The 17,631-nt window shown below is 63.3% G+C and carries 19 protein-coding genes and 1 tRNA gene; 9 read left to right on the forward strand and 11 right to left on the reverse strand.

Annotation, left to right across the window (positions count from 1 at the left end):
- Positions 1–56 precede the first annotated feature (56 nt).
- The gene (opgB, locus tag ACJ8HH_RS11490) at positions 57–2,360 is read left to right on the forward strand and encodes a phosphatidylglycerol--membrane-oligosaccharide glycerophosphotransferase (RefSeq protein WP_197766248.1); all 2,304 of its coding nucleotides are present in this window, start codon (positions 57–59) and stop codon (positions 2,358–2,360) included.
- Positions 2,361–2,498: 138 nt separating this feature from the next.
- A complete protein-coding gene (locus ACJ8HH_RS11495; protein WP_033635159.1) occupies positions 2,499–3,962 on the forward strand; it encodes an AMP nucleosidase in 1,464 nt (487 codons plus the stop codon).
- Between the two features lie 36 nt (positions 3,963–3,998).
- Here the strand turns inward: ACJ8HH_RS11495 and nac are convergent, their stop codons facing one another.
- On the reverse strand, positions 3,999–4,922 hold the full coding sequence (nac, locus tag ACJ8HH_RS11500; protein ID WP_039565289.1) for a nitrogen assimilation transcriptional regulator NAC: 924 nt from the start codon (positions 4,920–4,922) through the stop codon (positions 3,999–4,001).
- A 338-nt stretch (positions 4,923–5,260) separates the two neighbouring features.
- Between nac and ACJ8HH_RS11505 the strand changes: the two genes are divergently transcribed.
- Positions 5,261–5,336 (forward strand) — tRNA-Asn (locus ACJ8HH_RS11505).
- 56 nt (positions 5,337–5,392) lie between these two features.
- Here ACJ8HH_RS11505 and ACJ8HH_RS11510 read toward each other — a convergent pair.
- Together ACJ8HH_RS11510 and ACJ8HH_RS11515 are read right to left on the reverse strand one after the other, a co-directional pair.
- Positions 5,393–5,833 (reverse strand): DMT family transporter, encoded by a 441-nt coding sequence (locus tag ACJ8HH_RS11510; RefSeq protein ID WP_033647911.1) that lies wholly within the window; start codon positions 5,831–5,833, stop codon positions 5,393–5,395.
- Positions 5,834–5,849: 16 nt separating this feature from the next.
- A complete protein-coding gene (locus tag ACJ8HH_RS11515; protein WP_033647912.1) occupies positions 5,850–6,368 on the reverse strand; it encodes a GNAT family N-acetyltransferase in 519 nt (172 codons plus the stop codon).
- Between the two features lie 38 nt (positions 6,369–6,406).
- Here ACJ8HH_RS11515 and ACJ8HH_RS11520 point away from each other — a divergent pair, with 38 nt between their 5' ends.
- On the forward strand, positions 6,407–6,976 hold the full coding sequence (locus tag ACJ8HH_RS11520) for a helix-turn-helix domain-containing protein (RefSeq protein ID WP_197766249.1): 570 nt from the start codon (positions 6,407–6,409) through the stop codon (positions 6,974–6,976).
- Positions 6,977–6,989: 13 nt separating this feature from the next.
- Here the strand turns inward: ACJ8HH_RS11520 and ACJ8HH_RS11525 are convergent, their stop codons facing one another.
- The 3 genes from ACJ8HH_RS11525 to ACJ8HH_RS11535 all read right to left on the reverse strand — a co-directional run bounded on the left by ACJ8HH_RS11525 (position 6,990) and on the right by ACJ8HH_RS11535 (position 8,967).
- Positions 6,990–7,283 (reverse strand): DUF2623 family protein, encoded by a 294-nt coding sequence (locus tag ACJ8HH_RS11525; protein ID WP_033654910.1) that lies wholly within the window; start codon positions 7,281–7,283, stop codon positions 6,990–6,992.
- 130 nt (positions 7,284–7,413) lie between these two features.
- Entirely contained in the window at positions 7,414–8,001 is a 588-nt protein-coding gene (locus ACJ8HH_RS11530) for a nitroreductase family protein (RefSeq protein ID WP_039565279.1), read from the reverse strand.
- A gap of 69 nt (positions 8,002–8,070) precedes the next feature.
- The gene (locus ACJ8HH_RS11535) at positions 8,071–8,967 is read right to left on the reverse strand and encodes a LysR substrate-binding domain-containing protein (RefSeq protein WP_039565277.1); all 897 of its coding nucleotides are present in this window, start codon (positions 8,965–8,967) and stop codon (positions 8,071–8,073) included.
- Between the two features lie 115 nt (positions 8,968–9,082).
- Here ACJ8HH_RS11535 and ACJ8HH_RS11540 point away from each other — a divergent pair, with 115 nt between their 5' ends.
- Complete coding sequence (locus ACJ8HH_RS11540; RefSeq protein WP_060427804.1) at positions 9,083–9,718, forward strand: flavodoxin family protein; 636 nt, start codon at positions 9,083–9,085, stop codon at positions 9,716–9,718.
- 143 nt (positions 9,719–9,861) lie between these two features.
- Positions 9,862–10,962: a glycosyltransferase family 9 protein gene (locus tag ACJ8HH_RS11545; RefSeq protein WP_442520229.1), complete on the forward strand. Its 1,101-nt coding sequence runs from the start codon at positions 9,862–9,864 to the stop codon at positions 10,960–10,962.
- Here ACJ8HH_RS11545 and ACJ8HH_RS11550 read toward each other — a convergent pair.
- Entirely contained in the window at positions 10,901–12,118 is a 1,218-nt protein-coding gene (locus ACJ8HH_RS11550; protein ID WP_442520230.1) for an O-antigen ligase family protein, read from the reverse strand. The genes ACJ8HH_RS11545 and ACJ8HH_RS11550 overlap by 62 nt on opposite strands.
- The gene (locus ACJ8HH_RS11555) at positions 12,096–13,004 is read right to left on the reverse strand and encodes a hypothetical protein (protein ID WP_060451677.1); all 909 of its coding nucleotides are present in this window, start codon (positions 13,002–13,004) and stop codon (positions 12,096–12,098) included. Before ACJ8HH_RS11555 ends, ACJ8HH_RS11550 begins: the two co-directional genes overlap by 23 nt.
- Before the next feature lie 304 nt (positions 13,005–13,308).
- On the opposite strand from ACJ8HH_RS11555, the gene ACJ8HH_RS11560 reads away from it, so the two are divergent.
- Positions 13,309–13,551: a hypothetical protein gene (locus tag ACJ8HH_RS11560; RefSeq protein ID WP_033635174.1), complete on the forward strand. Its 243-nt coding sequence runs from the start codon at positions 13,309–13,311 to the stop codon at positions 13,549–13,551.
- A 10-nt stretch (positions 13,552–13,561) separates the two neighbouring features.
- Here the strand turns inward: ACJ8HH_RS11560 and ACJ8HH_RS11565 are convergent, their stop codons facing one another.
- Positions 13,562–14,191 (reverse strand): hypothetical protein, encoded by a 630-nt coding sequence (locus ACJ8HH_RS11565; RefSeq protein WP_060451678.1) that lies wholly within the window; start codon positions 14,189–14,191, stop codon positions 13,562–13,564.
- Positions 14,192–14,276: 85 nt separating this feature from the next.
- On the opposite strand from ACJ8HH_RS11565, the gene ACJ8HH_RS11570 reads away from it, so the two are divergent.
- Positions 14,277–15,212: a LysR family transcriptional regulator gene (locus tag ACJ8HH_RS11570; protein ID WP_060451679.1), complete on the forward strand. Its 936-nt coding sequence runs from the start codon at positions 14,277–14,279 to the stop codon at positions 15,210–15,212.
- On the opposite strand, the gene alkB is transcribed toward ACJ8HH_RS11570, so the two are convergent.
- Positions 15,195–15,842 carry a DNA oxidative demethylase AlkB gene (gene alkB / locus ACJ8HH_RS11575; RefSeq protein ID WP_060451680.1) on the reverse strand — a complete coding sequence of 216 codons (648 nt, stop codon included), beginning with the start codon at positions 15,840–15,842 and terminating at the stop codon, positions 15,195–15,197. The genes ACJ8HH_RS11570 and alkB overlap by 18 nt on opposite strands.
- A gap of 139 nt (positions 15,843–15,981) precedes the next feature.
- Between alkB and rarD the strand changes: the two genes are divergently transcribed.
- On the forward strand, positions 15,982–16,860 hold the full coding sequence (rarD, locus tag ACJ8HH_RS11580; RefSeq protein WP_049273981.1) for an EamA family transporter RarD: 879 nt from the start codon (positions 15,982–15,984) through the stop codon (positions 16,858–16,860).
- 1 nt (position 16,861) lies between these two features.
- On the opposite strand, the gene dhbA is transcribed toward rarD, so the two are convergent.
- Complete coding sequence (gene dhbA / locus ACJ8HH_RS11585) at positions 16,862–17,620, reverse strand: 2,3-dihydro-2,3-dihydroxybenzoate dehydrogenase (protein ID WP_060421746.1); 759 nt, start codon at positions 17,618–17,620, stop codon at positions 16,862–16,864.
- Between the last annotated feature and the right edge of the window lie 11 nt (positions 17,621–17,631).

Below are 17,631 nucleotides of genomic sequence, written 5' to 3' on the forward strand. Positions count from 1 at the left end.
CGGCGGCGCAGACCAGGGCAGCAACGGTTTTATTTCAATCAGACAGGGTTTGGCGGATGGTTTTAGCAGTCGTTTCGTTTGTTCTCTTTTTGGCGTCGATTTTGATTTATCGCACCCGGGCCGCCGCCAACCGCTGGTGGTTCGCCATTCTGCTGACGCTGCTCGGCAGCTATCTGGTGCTGAACGTCATCCTGATCGCCAGCAACTACTTCACCGGCGACGGCATCACCGACGCGGTGATTTACACCGTCACCAGCAGCCTCAAAGGCGCGGGCATCAGCAAATACGTGCTGCCGTTTATCGGCCTGCTGGCGGCGTTGGGGCTTATCTTCGCGGTGCTGGCTCGCAGCCTGCTGCGCCGCAAGGCCAAAGGCAGCAGCGTGGCCTACAGCATCGTCGCCGTGCTGCTGGCGCTATTTTCGGTCGGCACCACCCCGGCGTTTCAGGACATCTCGCTGCTGGTCAAGAGCCAGATCGTCGGCGATACCGCCGATTTCAGCACCTACTACAAGGCGCCGAAAAAGACCGTGCAGGGCAAGCGGCCGAACCTGGTGTACATCTATGCCGAGAGCCTGGAGCGCACCTACTTCGACGCCGAGCTGTTCCCCGGCCTGGCCGACGAGCTGAACGCCCTGCGCACGGACAGCATCGATTTCAGCAACACCCAGCAGCTGCCGGGCACCGGCTATACCATCGCCGGCATGGTCGCCTCGCAGTGCGGCATTCCGCTGTTCGCGCCCTTCGACGGCAACGCCTCCAGCGCGGTCTCCACCTTCTACCCGGAGAACGTCTGCCTGGGCGACGTGCTGAAGGCCGCCGGCTACAGCAACTATTTCTATCAGGGCGCCGAGCTGGCATTTGCCGGTAAAGACACCTTCCTGAAATCCCACGGCTTCGACCACGTTTATGGCTTCAAAGAGCTGCGCGAACAGGTCGCCGATCCGAGCTACAAAAACGACTGGGGCTGGTACGACGACAGCGTGCTGGACGTGGTGTACGGCAAATTCGTCGAGCTGTCCAAACAGCGCCAACCCTTCTCGCTATTTACCCTGACCGTCGATACCCATCACCCGGACGGCTTTATCTCCGCCGGCTGCAGCAAGAAAAGTTACGCCTGGCAGAACAAGGAAAACCGCTCGCTGAGCGCGGTGGCCTGCAGCCAGCAACACATCGCCGCGCTGATCGACAAGATCAAACGCTCGCCCTATTTCAGCAACACCGTGATCGTGGTGTCCTCCGATCATCTGGCGATGAACAACACCGCCTACGATATCCTGACCAAACAGAAGCGCCGCAACCTGTTCTTCATCATCGACGGCACCCGGCCGCTGGCGGAACAGCGCAACGAGAAGCGCAGCACGCTGGACAACGGCGCCACGGTGCTGGACGTGATGGGCGGCGACAACTACATCGGCCTCGGCCGCAGCAGCCTGTCGGCGCCGTCGCTGTCTACGGTGTTCCTGAATATCGAAGAGAAAATCAACGGCTGGAAACCGGCGGTGATCAATCAGTGGGGCCTGCCAAACCGCATCAGCGACTACAGCGTGGATACGCGCCAGCGCAGCTTCAGCTTCTCCGGCGTCACCTACAAGGTGCCGTTCATTCTGCGGGTGGGCGATAACCGCATCGAACCGATGTTCAACGTCTACCTTTCCACCCCGCTGCGCAAGCAGCTGGCCGGGCTGGGCGCGGGGGAGAAATTCGTCTGGGTCGATAAATGCTACGAGATCGGCCGGGTCTGGGCGCCGAAACTGGCGTTGAGCACCGACATCTGCGTGGCCTCCGGCACCCTGGCCTCGCCGCCGCAGATCGTGCAGGCCAGCGGCGATCGCTTCCGCGGCAAGGTGAGCTTTACCGCCCCGGCGGCGGACAGCGTCGCCGATTACCAAAACGCCGTCGCTCGCCTGCAGGTGGACGACGCGGCGATGAAGTACCAAGCGGACAGCATCGAGTTCATGCTGCCCGGCCTGCCGGAGCAGGTGAAAGCCATCACCGGCGTTTCCGGCGTCGAGGAGTGGGGCCGCTGGTCCGACGCCAACCTGGCGCCGGCGGTCGACATCGATTACGTCGATCCGCTGCCGAAGACCTTCGATCTGGTGCTGCGCGCCCGCGCCTACGGCAATAACGTCGGCGAACCGATTTCGGTGCGCGTCGGCGACGAAGAGCGTTTCGTGTCGCTCGGCGAACAGGACAGCACCGTCACCCTGCGCTTCGACAACCCGCGCGGCGCGCAGAAGATCAGCATTACCCCGCCGGCGCCGACCGAGCCGAAAGAGAGCGCCAGCGGCGGCTTCACGCCGAAAAAGCTGGGCATCGGCCTGGTGTCGCTGAAGGTCGAGGCGGCCGCCCCCTCCTCCTAATCCCCACGCCTTCACGGGCGCGGTATTTTCTTTGCCGCGCCCGTCATTTCGACCAAGCTTTTACGCCTTTCTTCGGCTAACCTGTGACGGTAAAACGCCGCAACCCCGCTACAGAGCCGGGACATCCAAGGAGAAAGTATGAGCTATGCCCCACCTCGCAGCGGCCTCAGCGCCGATCAGGCACTCGATCAACTGGAAGCCCTGTATGACGCCGCGGTAGACGCGCTGCGTCAGGCGGTCAGCGACTTTATCAGCCACGGCACGCTGCCGGATGCGCAGGCGCGCGCCGCCGGGCTGTTCGTGTATCCCGAGCTGCGCGTCAGCTGGGACGGGCAGCAATCCGGCCCGAACAAAACCCGCGCCTTCGGCCGCTTTACCCATCCCGGCAGCTACAGCACCACCGTGACCCGGCCGCAGCTGTTCCGCCACTATCTGGCCGAACAGCTGGCGATGCTGGAGCACGATTACGCCGCCCATATCGAAGTGGCGCCGTCGCAGCAGGAGATCCCGTTCCCTTACGTGATCGACGGCTCCAGCCTGGCGCTCGATCGCTCGATGAGCGCCGGCATCGCGCAGCATTTCCCCACCACCGAGCTGGCGCAGATCGGTGACGAAACCGCCGACGGCCTGTACCACACCACCGACAACCATTTCCCGCTGTCGCATTTCGATGCGCTGCGCGCGGATTTCTCGCTGGCGCGGCTGCGGCACTACACCGGCACGCCGGTGGAACACTTCCAGCCGTTCGTGCTGTTCACCAACTACACCCGCTATGTGGATGAGTTCGTGCGCTGGGCCTGCGCCCAGATCGCCGATCCGGCCAGCCCCTACATCGCCCTCTCCAGCGCCGGCGGCACCTACATCACGCCGGAAACCCGCGCCCCGGAGCAGGCAGTGTCCGATCTGGCGTGGAAAAACCACCAGATGCCGGCCTATCACCTGATCTCACGCACCGGCCAGGGCATCACGCTGATCAACATCGGCGTCGGCCCGTCCAACGCCAAAACCATCTGCGATCACCTGGCGGTGCTGCGCCCGAGCGCCTGGCTGATGATCGGCCACTGCGGCGGCCTGCGCGAAAGCCAGAAGATCGGCGATTATGTGCTGGCCCACGCCTATCTGCGCGACGATCACGTGCTAGATGCGGTGCTGCCGCCGGATATCCCGATCCCGAGCATCGCCGAGGTGCAGCGTGCCCTGTACGACGCCACCAAGATGGTCAGCGGCATGCCCGGCGAAGAGGTCAAACAGCGTTTGCGCACCGGCACCGTGGTCACCACCGACGACCGCAACTGGGAGCTGCGCTATTCCGCTTCGGCGCGGCGCTTCAACCTCAGCCGCGCGGTGGCGGTCGACATGGAGAGCGCCACCATCGCCGCTCAGGGTTACCGCTTCCGGGTGCCGTACGGCACGCTGCTGTGCGTCTCCGACAAACCGCTGCACGGCGAAATAAAACTGCCGGGCCAGGCCAACCGCTTCTATGAAGGGGCGATCTCCGAGCACCTGCAGATCGGAATCTGCGCCATCGATCTGCTGCGCGCCGAGGGCGATCGTCTGCACTCACGCAAGCTGCGCACCTTCAACGAACCGCCGTTCCGATAACGGTTCTCAGGCCCGCTGCGGCGGGCCGTTTTTTCCTCAACGCACCAGCGCCAGCGCGCGTTTCTCCTGGCTGCGGCCGCCGGCGATCGACAGCAGCAGGTCTTTCACCAGCAGCGCCGGGGCGGACAGCGCCTGTTGGCCCGACATGCACAGCGACAGCGGCACCGACATCGTCGGCGCATTGATGCGCGCCATCCAGGCCTTGGCCGGGCCGATCATCGCGCGCGCCACCGATTCCGGCAGCACGGTCGCCCCCAGCCCGCTGGCGATCGCGGCGCTCAGCGCGCCCGAGGATTCGATCTCTCCCACCACGTTGACAGCCAGCTTGCGCAGCGCCATCGCCTCTTCCAGCTGATTGCGCACCGCATCGCCCTCGCGCGGCAGGAACAGGTTTAGCCGCGCCACGTCCAGCAGCTCGACGCTGTTGCCGGGATGCGGCACCGCGCGCGTCGCCACCAGATAAAGATCTTCTCGCATCAGTGCGATGGCGTGCAGCCCGGCGGGCATTTTGGCGCCGTAGACCATCGCCATGTCCAGCGTCTGGTTAGCCACCTGCCCGGCCAGCGTCGCGCCGCCGTTTTCATGCAGGCTGAGCAGGATACCCGGCTGCTGATCGCGCAGGCTTTGCAGCAGCGGCAACGCCAGCTGCGCCGCTGTGCTGCCCGACGCCAGCCCGAGAGACACCTGGCCGCTCATCGCCTGCCCGGCGCTGTTGACCGCACTCTGCGCCTGCTCGCACTGGCGCAGAATGGTCTGCGCGTGGGCATACAGAATGTTGCCGGCCTCGGTCGGCTGCACGCCGCGCTTGGTGCGGATCAGCAGCTGTTGCTTCAGCTCCCCCTCCAGCGTCGCCAGCTGCTGGCTGAGCGCCGGCTGGGCGATGTGCAACACCTCCGCCGCCTGGGTCAGGCTGCCGATATCGACGATTTTCACGAAGTACTTCAGACGTCTGAAATTCATAGTGCCTCCAGCGAGCCGCTAAATTGAGAATGCCGAAATCCGGTCAGGCAACCACAGCAAGATCCAGGCCAGAATCGGTAAACGGCCACGGAAGCGGGATATACGGCGGCCAACAGCCGTTCGCCGGGCGGCGCACGCCACCGCGCAGGGCAGCCGTTGCACCATCGGCAGGCAAATGCGCCAAACAACGGGCAATCCGGCGGCGCTGCGCGCGGGATAAGCGACAAAAGCGAGAAAAAGCAGCAGGTTGGGCAATCTTGCAGCAAACGAGCGCATCGGGCGCTTTCACGCTTTACAAGCCGCAACCGCCCCGCTATTATTCGCCCCGTTCACACGATTCCTCTGTAGTTCAGTCGGTAGAACGGCGGACTGTTAATCCGTATGTCACTGGTTCGAGTCCAGTCAGAGGAGCCATATTTAGAGAAGCCCGCTCAGGGAAACCCGAGCGGGCTTTTTGCTTTCTGCCGCCGTCAAAAGCTGCGTTTCGCCACCAGATAGGCGCCCGCCACCAGCAGCAGGGCGCCGAACAGCGCCGGCAGATTGTCGCGCAGCGCCGCCGGGCCGGCGCGGTAGACGTCCACCAGCAGCCCCATGCACAGCTGGCTGGCGACCAGGATCGAGATGGTGGCCGCCGCGCCCAGTTTTTGGTAACCCAGGATGCCGGCGAACACGAACAGCGATCCCAACAGCCCCGGCAGCAGCATCCACCACCTGGCGGCGCCGGTCACTTCCGCCACCGCGCCGAGGCCGTTTTTGGCCAGCAACAACCCCACCAGCAGCAGCAAACCGACGCTGGAGTTGATCACCAGCGTGATAAGGATGGTCGAGACGCTTTCGGTAATGCGCACCATCAGCAGATTCTGCACCACCAGCCCCATTCCCGCCGCGATCAGCAGCAATAGCATATTCATCGCCCTGTCTCCAGGATCAGCGCGCCGGCGGCGTGGCCCGCTCGTCGAGCGTCAGCTGCAGGAAAGTCAGATCCAGCCATTGACCAAATTTGGCGCCCACCTGCTCCATGCGCCCCACCTCGCGGAACCCGAGCGCCAGGTGCAGCTTAATCGAGGCCTGATTGCCGGATTCGATACCGGCCACCATCACGTGCTTGCCGATCTCCCGCGCCCGTGCGATCAGGGCGATCAACAGCGCTTTGCCAATCCCTTCACCGCGATGCGCCTGATGGACATACACCGAGTGTTCTACGGTATGGCGATAGCCGTCCCAGGCGCGCCAGTCGCCGAACGACGCGTAGCCGATCGCCTCGTCCGCGCCGTTCACCGCCACCAGCACCGGGTAGCCCGCCGCCTGCCGTTCGCCGATCCACGCCGCGCGGTTGGCCGCATCTACGGTTTGTTCATTCCAGATGGCGGTGCTGTTCAACACCGCGTCGTTATAGATGGCGGCAATCGCCGCGCTATCGTTAAGCGTCGCATTTCGTATAATCATGGTTTACCCCGGCCAATTGTCCACTATAATACTACGATATGAATATTAAATTAGACAATCTAAATCAGCTGATCGGCGCACGCATTCGCCTTGAACGCGAGGCGCGCCACTGGTCGCTGTCCGATCTGGCCGAGCTGGCGGGCGTTTCACGGGCGATGGTTCATAAGATCGAGCGCGGCGAGAGCAGCCCGACGGCGATGCTGCTGGCCAGGCTGGCGGGGGCGTTCGGCCTCAGCATGTCCAAGCTCATCGCCCGGGCGGAAACGCAGGAAGGCCGGCTGCTGCGCCGGGAAGATCAACCGATCTGGGTCGATCCGGAGAGCGGCTATGTGCGGCGCCACGTGTCGCCGCGCACCGATCTGCCGCTCGATCTGGTGCGTATCGAACTGCCGGCCGGCGCGACAATCCCGATGCCGGCTTCGGTGTATGCCTTCAAGCGTCAGCTGATCTGGGTTTTATCCGGCGAGTTGGTCTTTGTGGAAGGTGACGCGCGCCATGACATGGCCGAGGGAGACTGCCTGGAGCTCGGCCCACCGGCGGACTGCCGCTTTGAAAACCAGAGCGATCAACCGTGCGTGTATATGGTGGCGGTGCTGAGCGCCGCCTGACGCCCCGCCCGCGCTAGCCCTGCGTCGGCCGATTATAGCCGGCGCGGAAAAACTTCTCCGCCAGCCGGCTGTCGCCGCCGGAAAAAAACTCGCTCATCGGCTCGCTGCCAAGGCCATAGGCGCGGCTCAGCTGCCCGGCTTCGAACGCCGCCCGATTCTCGTCGCCGCAGCGCTGCGCCAAATGGTGCGCATAGCCGAGCACAAAGCCGCGCTTATAGTCGGAGCAAAAGCGCGACAGCTCCGTCTCCGGCTTCAGACTCTCCGCCTTTAACCCCGCCAACAGCCCTTTGCCAAAATGGTCACCCACGGTTTCCTCCTCACTACGCCATCGCTATATAACAAAATATACAGCGAATGAGCGAGCGAGAACATACTCCCTAAGTTTTACTCGCCGCATATAAAAGGCCCGCCAAGCGGGCCTGAGGGAAAGCGGGCAATCACAGCGTGAAATTCAGCCCTTCGCTGACGGTCTTGCCCAGCGGCAGACGGCCCGACGGCGCCTCTTTTTCCTGCAGGAAATCCGGCAGGCGGGCCTTGTCGCCCGGTTTACCGATCGCCACCATGGCGTGCACCGCATAGTCGTCCGGCAGCTGCAGCGCCGCCTTAATCTTGTCGTGGTGAATGCCGCTCATGCAGTGGGTCAACCAGCCTTTCAGGTGCGCCTGATGCGCCAGGCTGGCCCAGGCGGCGCCGGTGTCGAACGCGTGGGTCGGGTTGTCCACCAGCCGCTCGCCGTTCAGGCTGGTGGTTTTGGAGACGATCACCACCAGCGCCGAAGCGTGCTGCGCCCAGCCGCGGTTGAAGTCGATCAGGAATTCCAGGTAGTTCTCCCAGCTGTCGGAACCGTGCTTGCTGTAGGCAAAGCGCCACGGCTGAATGTTGTAGGCCGATGGCGACCAGCGCGCCGCTTCAAAAAAGCTCAGCAGCGTTTGATCGTCGATGGCGTCGTTGGCCATCGCGCGCGGCGACCAGCGTTCGATAAATTGCGCATCAATCGGATAATCGGAAGTTCTTGGCTGGTTCATAGTCGGTTCTCGCAGTGAAGTAAAAACAAAAGTTCGCTGATATTCCCACAGCTTAGGGCGATAAAACTTTTATTTCGTGCCATTGCCCTGCGGCAGCTCCTGCTGCAGCCAGGCGAGAAACGCCCTGACCGGCGGATGCCGCTCGCGCCCCGGCGCGCACAGCACGCTGTACGCGGCGCCCGGTACGCGCACCTCCGGCCGGTACGCCACCAGCAGACCGTTGTCCACCATATCGGACACCATCACCGAGCTCGCGAGCACTATCCCCTGCCCGGCCACCGCCGCCTGCAGGGCGTAATGCTCCTCGTGATAGCTGCGCATCGCCGCATGGCGCTGCCACCAGTCCACGCCGGCGGCCCGGCACCAGTCGCGCCAGCCGCTGTCGTACAGCGCCGAATCCCCCCATTTGACGGTGATCAGCACCGGGTTTTCCGGTTCGGCGGCGGCCAGCCCCGGCGCCGCGTAGACGCCAAAGCTTTCCTCCAGCCGCGCCGTCTGATGCAGCGCGGGATAGTGCGCGCGGCTGTAGCGCACCGCCACGTCCACGCTGGCGTCCTGCTGCAGATCGATCACCTCGGCGCAGGCCTCCAGGCGCACCAGATAGTGCGGGTAGGCCTGGTAGAAACGCCCCAGGCGTGGCACCAGCCACAGCGCCGCGAAAGAGTGCGTGACCGAGACGCACAGCGATCCGGTACTGGGCTGCGGCCGCAGGCCTTCGAGCGTAGCGGCGACGTCCAGCAGCGCGCCGTGCACCCCGGCAAACAGCGTTTCGCCTTTCGGCGTCAGCCGCACGCCGCGCGGCACCCGCTCGAACAGCGCAAACCCCAACTGTTGCTCCAGCGCTTTGATCTGGTGCGAAATCGCCGTCGGCGTCACCGCCAGCTCGGCCGCCGCCAGCTTGAAGCTGCGCAGGCGAGCGGCAGATTCAAAGGTGCGTAATGCGTTGACGGGCAGCGTGGCGAACATGGCGAAACCTCTAGAGATGAGTTGAGCTCATCCTGGCAGAAAAGCCGTCATTTGTCGCCTGCCACTACTTGTTTCTAGAGTAGAGCTGAATTCACTTCATACCGAGGAACATGACATGAGTACAACTCATCAATCCAAACGTTTGGTGGTGCTGGTCGGCAGCCCGCGCCGCGACGGCAACAGCGCCACGCTGGCGCAGGCGATCATGGCGGGCGCCGCCGAAGCCGGCACGTCCGCCAGCCTGCATTTTCTCGATGATTACCTGAGCAGTTTTCTGAGCGATGAGCGCCATACGCCGCCGCCGGCCGATCGCTACGCCGAACTGTTTCTGGAGCACTTCCTGCCGTCCGACGGCGCGGTATTCTGCACGCCGATTTACTGGTACGGCATGTCGGCGCAAACCAAGGCCTTTTTCGATCGCTCGTTCAGCTTCTATTCCAACGCCTACCCTCAGGCGGAACAGGTGCACCAACGCATGAGCGGCAAACGCATCGGGCTGGCGGTAGCGTCGGAAGAGACCTACCCCGGCGCGGCGTTGGGCATCGTACATCAGATCCAGGAGTTCAGCCGCTACACCCATTCCGCATTCGTTGGGCTGGTGCACGGCGCCGGCAATCAGCGCGGCGAGATCGCCCGCGATCCACGCAATCCGCTGCAGGCCGCCCGCGAGCTGGGGCGCGAGTTTTTCACTCGCCCCTATTCGGATTATCAGATGGACAGCCCGCGCAGCACGCAGGTGTGGGAGGAGTAAGCGCGGCGCCCGGAGGCAATTGCAAGCATAACGTTAGCATCTGTCGCAATCTGTTGCGGGCCATTGGCCCGCCGTTGCCGCGCTTGTATGATACGACGCGGCGCCAGACGGTGGCCGCCGATCTCAAGCGGAAGCGAACTGCAATGTCTAAACAGTGGAAAATAGCGGCGGCCAACGCCTGTTTATGTCTCTATACCCGCATCGCGGGCAATTTCCGGCCCGCAGCGAGCTTCGATCCGCAGCAATCCTTTGAACGCATCGTGATTTTCTCCACCAGCGCCCTCGGCGATCTGATGTTCAATACGCCCGCCATCCGCGCACTGTGCGAACGCTATCCCGGCGCGCAAATCACGCTGGTCTCCAGCCATAAAAACCGGCAGCTGGTCGAAGGCAGCCCCTGCTTTCATGACGTGATTTACTGGGACCACAAGGCCAAAGACATGTTGGGCGTTATCCGGCGCCTGCGAAGAAACCGGCCTCAGCTGGCGGTCATCCTGCACTCGAAGGCGCCTTACGATGTGCTGGTCGCCATCGCCGCCGGTTGCCAATACCTGTTCAAAGACGTTTACGGCAACAAACCGAGCGGCATGGAGCGCTGGCTGACCGGCGTCAGCCACAGCAGCGACGGCCATTTGATTCAGCGCAAGCTGGATATGGTGGGGCAATTGGGATGCCGTACCGACAATCCTGACATGTTCATCCCGGTCGCTTTTCCCGCGCTGGCGAAACCGGCGGGCAAGATCCTGATCGGCTTTCAGATGGGCGCCTCCGAAACGCTGCGCCGCTGGCCGGTCGACCGCTTTATTGAGCTGGCGCAACGGCTGCTGGCGCACTCCCCCGACTGTCAGATCGCGTTGATTGGCAGCAAGGCGGAGCACAGCCTCGAGCGGGAGTTTATGGCGGGTTTGAGCGAGGCGCAGCAACAGCGGGTAGTAAGCCATATCGGCGCGACCACGCTACCGCAACTGCTGGCGACGATCGCCAATCTGCAGGTACTGGTGACCGGCGATACCGGCCCGCTCCACCTCGCCGTGGCGTTGAAAACCGCCACCGTCAGCCTGTTCGTCACCGCTAACCCGCGGCATACCGGCCCCTATCAGGACAGCGAACGGCATCAGGTGATGCACGTGCCGGTTGACAGCGTCGCGCTGAGTGCCGCTGAGCGACGCCAACCGCTCAGCATCATCGCGGCGGAACAGGTGCTGGAGAAGACGCTAGCGGCGCTGCCGTCCGCACAGTCCTGATCCGTTTAGGCTGCGACAGCAGCAACGCCAGCGGCAGCCAAAACAGGTACCAAAACTCCGCCGGATTGGCGATCACAAACATGCCCTGCGAACTGTAGAACACCAGCATAAACAGAAACAGGCCCGCCTCCCAGCGCCGCCCTGCGCGCCAGTGTGCGATGGCGAGCCGCGCGCCGTATCCCAGCAGCGCCAGCAGCAACAGGAAACCCACGCAGCCGCCCTTCAGCAACGCGCCGAGGTACAGACTGTGCGTGGTGTGGTTCAACTCGCCGGTGTAATTGAGAAAGTTAAGCTGCTTGTCAAAGCCGTAGCCGAAGAACGGCGCCTGTTCTATCAGCGCCAGGCTGTGGCGCCAGATGCTGATGCGAACAAAGCTCTGTTGATACAGCTCGCCAAAGCGCGTCAGCAACATTTCGCCGATCGCACTGTAAACGACGGCGAGAACCACAGCCAGCGCGCCGGGCAACAGAAACCACAGCCACCGTCCCGGCCGGTGTCGATAAGGCATCGCCACCACCACCGCGAGCGCCAGCGCGATCAGCGGGCCGCGGCTTTGCGTCAGCACCATGAATGCCAGCAGCGGCGGGATAAAGCACAGCGCCGCTTTTTGCCCGGTATCGCGGAAAATCATCAGGCTCAACAAAATGGCGATGGCGGCGTAACCGGCCAGATCGATCACGTTGCTCGGCCCCGGATTGCGGGCGGTGGTTTCCCGCAGATGATAAATCGACGGGGCGTCGACCAGCGTCAGATACAAGCACAGCGCCGTCATGCCGGCCAGCATCGCCCACTGCAGTTGATGACGCCGCTCACCGTCGAGCAGCGTCACCAGCCAGGCGAGATAGAGCAGGATATAAGCGCTGTGGGTCAGGGCCGACGGCATGTCGCCCGGCGTCTCGCCCCACAGCGCGCTGAGGGAATAATAAAGCAAAAATATCAGCGCCAGCCCGCCGCCCCTGCGCGCCTGACGATTGTCCCACAGCTGCCGCCGCAGCGGCGGCCAGGTGAACACGGCGGCCAGCCACAGCAGCGCCGCCAGATGAAACAGGTTATTGACGCGGGTCTGCCCGCAAAAGATCGCGCTGAAAAACGCGAAGGCTAAAAACAGCGCGCTACCAAAGCGATAACACCGCTCAGGCTTGCTGAAAGTAAACATTGCCGTCCACCTTCTCGAAGATATCGCTGCCGATAGCGCTGTGCAGGGAGAGGTTTTTAATCGCGATCTGCTGCTTTTTCATGATCGCGCCGGCGTGTCGAAAAGCGGGGATCACCAGCGACGCCACCTTGTCCGCCAGGAACGTCGGCAAGCGATCCTGCTCGGTTTCGTAAAAGCGCGGCTGGTGGAAGTTGTTCATGTCCAGTCCGGCGATAAACAACTGCCTGAAGCCGAGATAGGCGATGATTTGCAGCGCCCAATAGGCCACGGTGCCGGCATCGAAAATGCCACAGCGGATATCCTGGCTGAAGCCGAGCGTGCGGTTCGCGATGCAAAACTCCACCCCGTTTTCCCGGCAGTAGTGATCCCACAGCGCGCCGCTGTCGATCCGGGGGCGGTAAATCTTGCAGGCCGCGTCTTCGACAATCGCCAATCGGCAGCCGATCGCCGCCTGTCCAAAACGATCGAGAATGCGCGCCACGCCGTGCACGGTGGTGAACAGCGTCAGCGCCGGCCGTTGAATGACATCGCGCACGATCTCCGGGCGGTTATCGATAAACCCCATGTCTACGATGACGTAGAAGTGAAAATCCACCTGCCGATGCAGGCAATAGGCGCCGTTGACCCCGATCGCGGGCATGGCGGGAATATTTTCGAAGCGCAGCGCCTTCACCGACGGGCCGGTAGCCGTCAACAACGCCGGCCCCCGGCAACTGTTGCGCAGTTCGCTCAGCGGGACGATCGGCACCGGCCGGTGCTTGTACCATAAGGCGGCGATTTCACCGCCCTCGCCGCGCGCAATCTTCACGTAGGGCCAGAGGTTTTCGTTATGCCGATAAGGGCGCGCGTGGGAATAGCGGTAGATCTGCTTAAAAAAAGAGCCCATGGTGGCGATGTCCTGTCCAGAGTGCGTGACGATACCTACAGAGGCATCTTTCTGTATGCTCAGAATTTAAAAACGTGTCAGCACTGGCCAGGCCGCACAGCGAGTATCTAAATATTCGTTTAGTGAGGCAATTTTTGTAATTTGAATTATTAGTCAGCGTATCGGCAAGAAATGTGTCGAAGTGTTATTTGAATGAGGAACTGTTGCCGTGCGTAAAAATACCGTGAATGGCGGCAGCGCCGCCGCTTGGCATTGATGGGGTTTTGTTATAACGTATCACAACTTCAGCCAAAGGAAGACGACGATGAAAATTCAGCTGTCGCTGCTGTTTCTCTGCCTGCTGGCCGGCAAGGCCGCGGCGTTTCAGTCGAAAGTGCCCGAACCGCGCCCGGAACAGGCGCGCGCGGCGGAACAAAACATCGAAAATCTGTTTTACGGCTTTCACGCCATGGACGCCCAGCCGGTGAACATCGGCAGCTGCGCGGCGGTGCCGGTGGCGGGATGCCAATGCGCGTTCTGCACCCAGCTGCGGCAGGCCGGGCGCTGAAGCCCCTTATTCAACCCAGCTCATACTGCACGATCAGTTGCCCCTTCTTCATCTTTACGCCGGTGATAGCGATCGCGCCCACCTCGCCCAGCGTGGCGACATGGGTGCCGCCGCAGCCGTAAGCGGGCAGTTCGCCGAAACCGACCTGGCGCATCCCGTCCACCGCCTGTTGGCGGCGCGGCAGATCGGCGGCGATCAAGCGCGCCAGCTCCGCCTGCAAAAAGTCCGCTTCTATCGTCTGCGCATCCGGCCCTGGCGCGAACGTGATGCGCCCCTCTCCCGGCCAATGATGCGCCTTGACCGGCCGCCACCCCCGGCTTTCGCCCAGCCAGCCGATCAGATGCCCGCCGGAGTGCCAGCGGGCGTGCAGGCGGCGCTGCGCCTCATCGATTTGCAGCGTAACCGGCCCGAGCGGCAGCGGCGCGGCGGTAAAGTGCAGCACGGTATCCCCCTGCTGCTGCACCCGCAGCACGGCGACGCCGCCTAACGTCCCCACGTCGGACGGCTGGCCGCCGCCCTGTGGGTGGAACAGCGTGGCGTCCAGCTCTACGGCGTAGGCGCCCGCCTCGGCCGGCGTACAGCTCAACACCTGCGCCTGGCCCTGTACATCGTCGCTGTAGTAATAACGTCGTTCGGTCATCATTTTTCTCCTCGGTTCGAAGAGCCATTATATTCATGTCATAATCGATGGATAATCCGCCGTCATCACAATGGACCTTTGCGTCATGAGCACAAATCTTTCTTACGCGCTGTTGCCCGAAATGGCCGTTTTCGTTCAGGTGGTAGAGAGCGGCAGCTTTTCCGCCGCCGCCCGCAAGCTGGATACTTCGCCTTCCGCCGTCAGCCGCAGCGTGGCAAGGCTCGAACAGGCGCTGGCGCTGCAGCTGCTGCACCGCACCACCCGCAAACTGCGGCTGAGCGAAAGCGGCGAAGAGGCGTATGCGCACTGCCGCACCCTGTTGGCGGCCGCCGATGCGGTTATGGCGATCGGCGGGCGCGGCGCCGCGGAGCCCGAAGGATTGGTCAGCGTCAGCGTGCCCAAGGCGGTGGGGCGCTTCGTGCTGCATCCGCACATGCCGGAGTTCCTGCGCCGCTACCCGAAGGTGGACGTGCGGCTGCGGCTGGAAGATCGCTACATGGATCTGATCGACGATCGGGTCGATCTGGCGCTGCGCATTACCGATCGCCCATCGCCCGGGTTGATCGGCCGCCAGTTGATGAGAATAGACCATCTGCTGTGCGCCACGCCGCACTACCTGGCGCAGCACGGCACGCCGCAGCACCCGCACGATCTGGCGGCGCACAGCTGCATCTATCTGGGCGAAACGCCGAGCGACGCGCAATGGAAGTTCCGCCGCAGCGGCACAACGGTGACGGTCAACGTGCGCGGCCGCTACGCCGCCAACCACACCGGCGTGCGGCTGGACGCGGTGAAACAGCATATCGGCATCGGCAGCCTGCCGTATTTTACCGCCCGCCAGGCGCTCGATGACGGCGAGATCGTGCAGGTATTACCGGCGTGGGATTTCCTCAGCAGCTATCACGGCGGCCTGTGGTTGCTTTACGCGCCTAACCAGTATCTACCACCCAAACTGCGGGTGTTTATCGACTATCTCGTCGCCTGCCTGGCGCAGGAGCCGCAGCTAAAGCGCCTTGCGTAGCGTGATGTTGATGCGGTGCGGCCCCACCAGCGAGTGGTAGCCTTCCTTGACCGGCAGGATGCCGTGAAAACAGAGCCGCGATGGGCCGCCCCACACCACCACGTCACCGTGCGCCAGCGGGATGCGCCGCGCCCGGTCGCTGCGTTGCAGGCCGCCGAACTGAAATACCGCCGGCAGCCCGAGCGACACCGAAACGATGGGTGCGCCGAAGTCGTGCTCGTCTTTATCCTGATGCAGCGACAGCTTGCTGCCCGGATCGTAGCGGTTCATCAGACAGGAATCCGGCACGAAGGGGCCGAAGCCCGCCTGCTGCGCGGCTTCGTCCGCCAGCGCCATCAGGATCGGCGGAATGGCCGGCCAGCGTTTGCCGCTGCGCGCGTCGCGTTCCGAATAGCGGTAACCGCGGCTGTCGCTGGTCCAGCCGTTGCCGCACCAGCTCATCGCCACCGACATCACGTGCCCGCCGGGCGTGGTCAAATGCCGCCACGGCACCTGGGCGACGACGCCCTGCACCGCCGCCAGCAGTTCCAGCCCGTGATCGCGCACGAAGCCGTGCATCACCACCGCGCCGGGGGCGATCTCTTCGCGCCACGGCGGCGGCAGCGCGTCTTCAAAAAGATCGATTGTCATCGCCAAAGCCTGTATGAATACACAGTATTCATTGTAACCCGCCGCCGCCGATTGTCCAGCGCCCGGCAATGCCATTGTCGTTGGCGGCAAATTTCTCTACAGTAGCCGCCATAAAATCAATCACTCACCAGGAATGCGTGTGATTAAGGGCATCACTCTTTCGGTCGTCGCCTCCATCTTGTTCGGCGCGATGTATTACTTCACCTCTACCCTCACCCCGCTGAACGGCGAGCAGGTCTACGGCTGGCGCACGCTGCTGACGCTGCCGTTCCTGACGCTGTTTATGGCGCTGTCCGGCGATTGGCGCAAAGTGGGCGACACGCTGGCCTGGATCGGCCAACGGCCGCAGCGCCTGCTGGGCCTGCTGCTCACCTCGGCGCTGTTGGGGGTGCAGCTGTGGCTGTTCCTGTGGGCGCCGCTGCACGGCAAGGCCCTCGACGTGTCGCTCGGCTATTTTTTGCTGCCGCTGACCATGGTGCTGGCGGGCCGTTTGATCTACCGCGATCGGCTGTCGCTGCTGCAAAAGCTGGCGGTGGCGTGCGCCATGGTAGGGGTGGGCAATGAGCTGTATCAGGCGGGCGGCGTCTCGTGGCCGACGCTGGTGGTGGCGCTGGGCTATCCGCTCTACTTTATTTTGCGGCGGCGTTTCGGCACCGACAATCTCGGCGGGCTGTGGTGCGAGCTGGCGCTGATGCTGCCGGCGGCGGCCTGGTTCGCCTTCGGCGACGGCGGCGCAGCGGCGCTGCAGATCAATGCCGAGCTGTATTGGCGCATTCCGCTGCTCGGCGTCATCAGCGCCGTGGCGCTGGTGTGTTACATCCTCGCCAGCCGCCTGCTGCCGTTCAGCCTGTTCGGCCTGCTGAGCTATGTGGAACCGGTGCTGCTGGTGATCGTCGCGCTGCTGCTCGGCGAAAGCATCGGCCAAAGCGAATGGCCGACCTATCTGGCGATCTGGCTGGCGGTGCTGCTGCTGGCGGCGGAAGGCGCGCAGCACCTGCTGCGCCGCCAGCGGGTCTGACTCAGGCGGCCAGCGTGGCGCCGCCGTCGATCACGATGTCCTGCATGGTGATGTGGCTGGCCAAATCGGAGGCCAGGAACAACACCGCATTGGCGATTTCGTCCGGGCGGGCGATTTTGCCGAGCGGGATCCCCAGCTTGAACATCTCGGGGAAACCGGCGATGGTGCGTTGCTGCGCATCGTCGGTTTGCCACATGCCGCGCTGCATCGGCGTGTCGGTCGAGCCCGGCGACACCAGATTGCAGCGCACGCCGAACGGCGCCATCTCCAGCCCCACACAGTGATTCAGGCTGGTCAGCGCCGCCTTGGAGGCGCAGTAGGCCGCCATCTGCGTGCGCGGCACGTGCGCGGCGTTGGAGCCGATGCTGACGATCGCCCCGCTGCGCTGCGCCTTGAAGTGCGGCAGCACGGCGCGGAACAGGTAAAACGCCCCCGAGGCGTTGACGTTGATGCACTGATGCCAGTCATCCACGCTCAAATCTTCGGTATTGCCCATGCGCAGAATGCCGGCGGCGTTGACCAACACGTCCAGTTTGGGGTTCTCCTCCAGCTGTTGGCGGCACACCGCCTCCACCTGCTCCGGCCGGCTGATGTCCAGCGTCACGCAGGGGTAAGGCAGATCCGGGTTGGCGAACTCGCGGTCAAATCCCACCACCTCGGCGCCCTGCGTCAAAAAATGCCGGGCGATCTGCTCGCCGATGCCGCGCGCCGCGCCGGTCACCCACACGCGTTTGCCGGTGAAATCCATCTGAATGCTCATGCGCGCACCGC

It is taken from the genome of Serratia sp. CY32780 (assembly GCF_052169135.1).
Taxonomy (GTDB): domain Bacteria; phylum Pseudomonadota; class Gammaproteobacteria; order Enterobacterales; family Enterobacteriaceae; genus Serratia; species Serratia sarumanii.

Bases quoted from the DNA above. Each gene is read 5' to 3' on its own strand.
- opgB (WP_197766248.1), top strand. From the start codon at position 57: ATGGTTTTAGCAGTCGTTTCGTTTGTTCTCTTTTTGGCGTCGATTTTG.
- ACJ8HH_RS11495 (WP_033635159.1), top strand. From the start codon at position 2,499: ATGAGCTATGCCCCACCTCGCAGCGGCCTCAGCGCCGATCAGGCACTC.
- nac (WP_039565289.1), bottom strand. From the start codon at position 4,922: ATGAATTTCAGACGTCTGAAGTACTTCGTGAAAATCGTCGATATCGGC.
- ACJ8HH_RS11510 (WP_033647911.1), bottom strand. From the start codon at position 5,833: ATGAATATGCTATTGCTGCTGATCGCGGCGGGAATGGGGCTGGTGGTG.
- ACJ8HH_RS11515 (WP_033647912.1), bottom strand. From the start codon at position 6,368: ATGATTATACGAAATGCGACGCTTAACGATAGCGCGGCGATTGCCGCC.
- ACJ8HH_RS11520 (WP_197766249.1), top strand. From the start codon at position 6,407: ATGAATATTAAATTAGACAATCTAAATCAGCTGATCGGCGCACGCATT.
- ACJ8HH_RS11530 (WP_039565279.1), bottom strand. From the start codon at position 8,001: ATGAACCAGCCAAGAACTTCCGATTATCCGATTGATGCGCAATTTATC.
- ACJ8HH_RS11535 (WP_039565277.1), bottom strand. From the start codon at position 8,967: ATGTTCGCCACGCTGCCCGTCAACGCATTACGCACCTTTGAATCTGCC.
- ACJ8HH_RS11540 (WP_060427804.1), top strand. From the start codon at position 9,083: ATGAGTACAACTCATCAATCCAAACGTTTGGTGGTGCTGGTCGGCAGC.
- ACJ8HH_RS11545 (WP_442520229.1), top strand. From the start codon at position 9,862: ATGTCTAAACAGTGGAAAATAGCGGCGGCCAACGCCTGTTTATGTCTC.
- ACJ8HH_RS11550 (WP_442520230.1), bottom strand. From the start codon at position 12,118: ATGTTTACTTTCAGCAAGCCTGAGCGGTGTTATCGCTTTGGTAGCGCG.
- ACJ8HH_RS11555 (WP_060451677.1), bottom strand. From the start codon at position 13,004: ATGGGCTCTTTTTTTAAGCAGATCTACCGCTATTCCCACGCGCGCCCT.
- ACJ8HH_RS11560 (WP_033635174.1), top strand. From the start codon at position 13,309: ATGAAAATTCAGCTGTCGCTGCTGTTTCTCTGCCTGCTGGCCGGCAAG.
- ACJ8HH_RS11565 (WP_060451678.1), bottom strand. From the start codon at position 14,191: ATGACCGAACGACGTTATTACTACAGCGACGATGTACAGGGCCAGGCG.
- ACJ8HH_RS11570 (WP_060451679.1), top strand. From the start codon at position 14,277: ATGAGCACAAATCTTTCTTACGCGCTGTTGCCCGAAATGGCCGTTTTC.
- alkB (WP_060451680.1), bottom strand. From the start codon at position 15,842: ATGACAATCGATCTTTTTGAAGACGCGCTGCCGCCGCCGTGGCGCGAA.
- dhbA (WP_060421746.1), bottom strand. From the start codon at position 17,620: ATGAGCATTCAGATGGATTTCACCGGCAAACGCGTGTGGGTGACCGGC.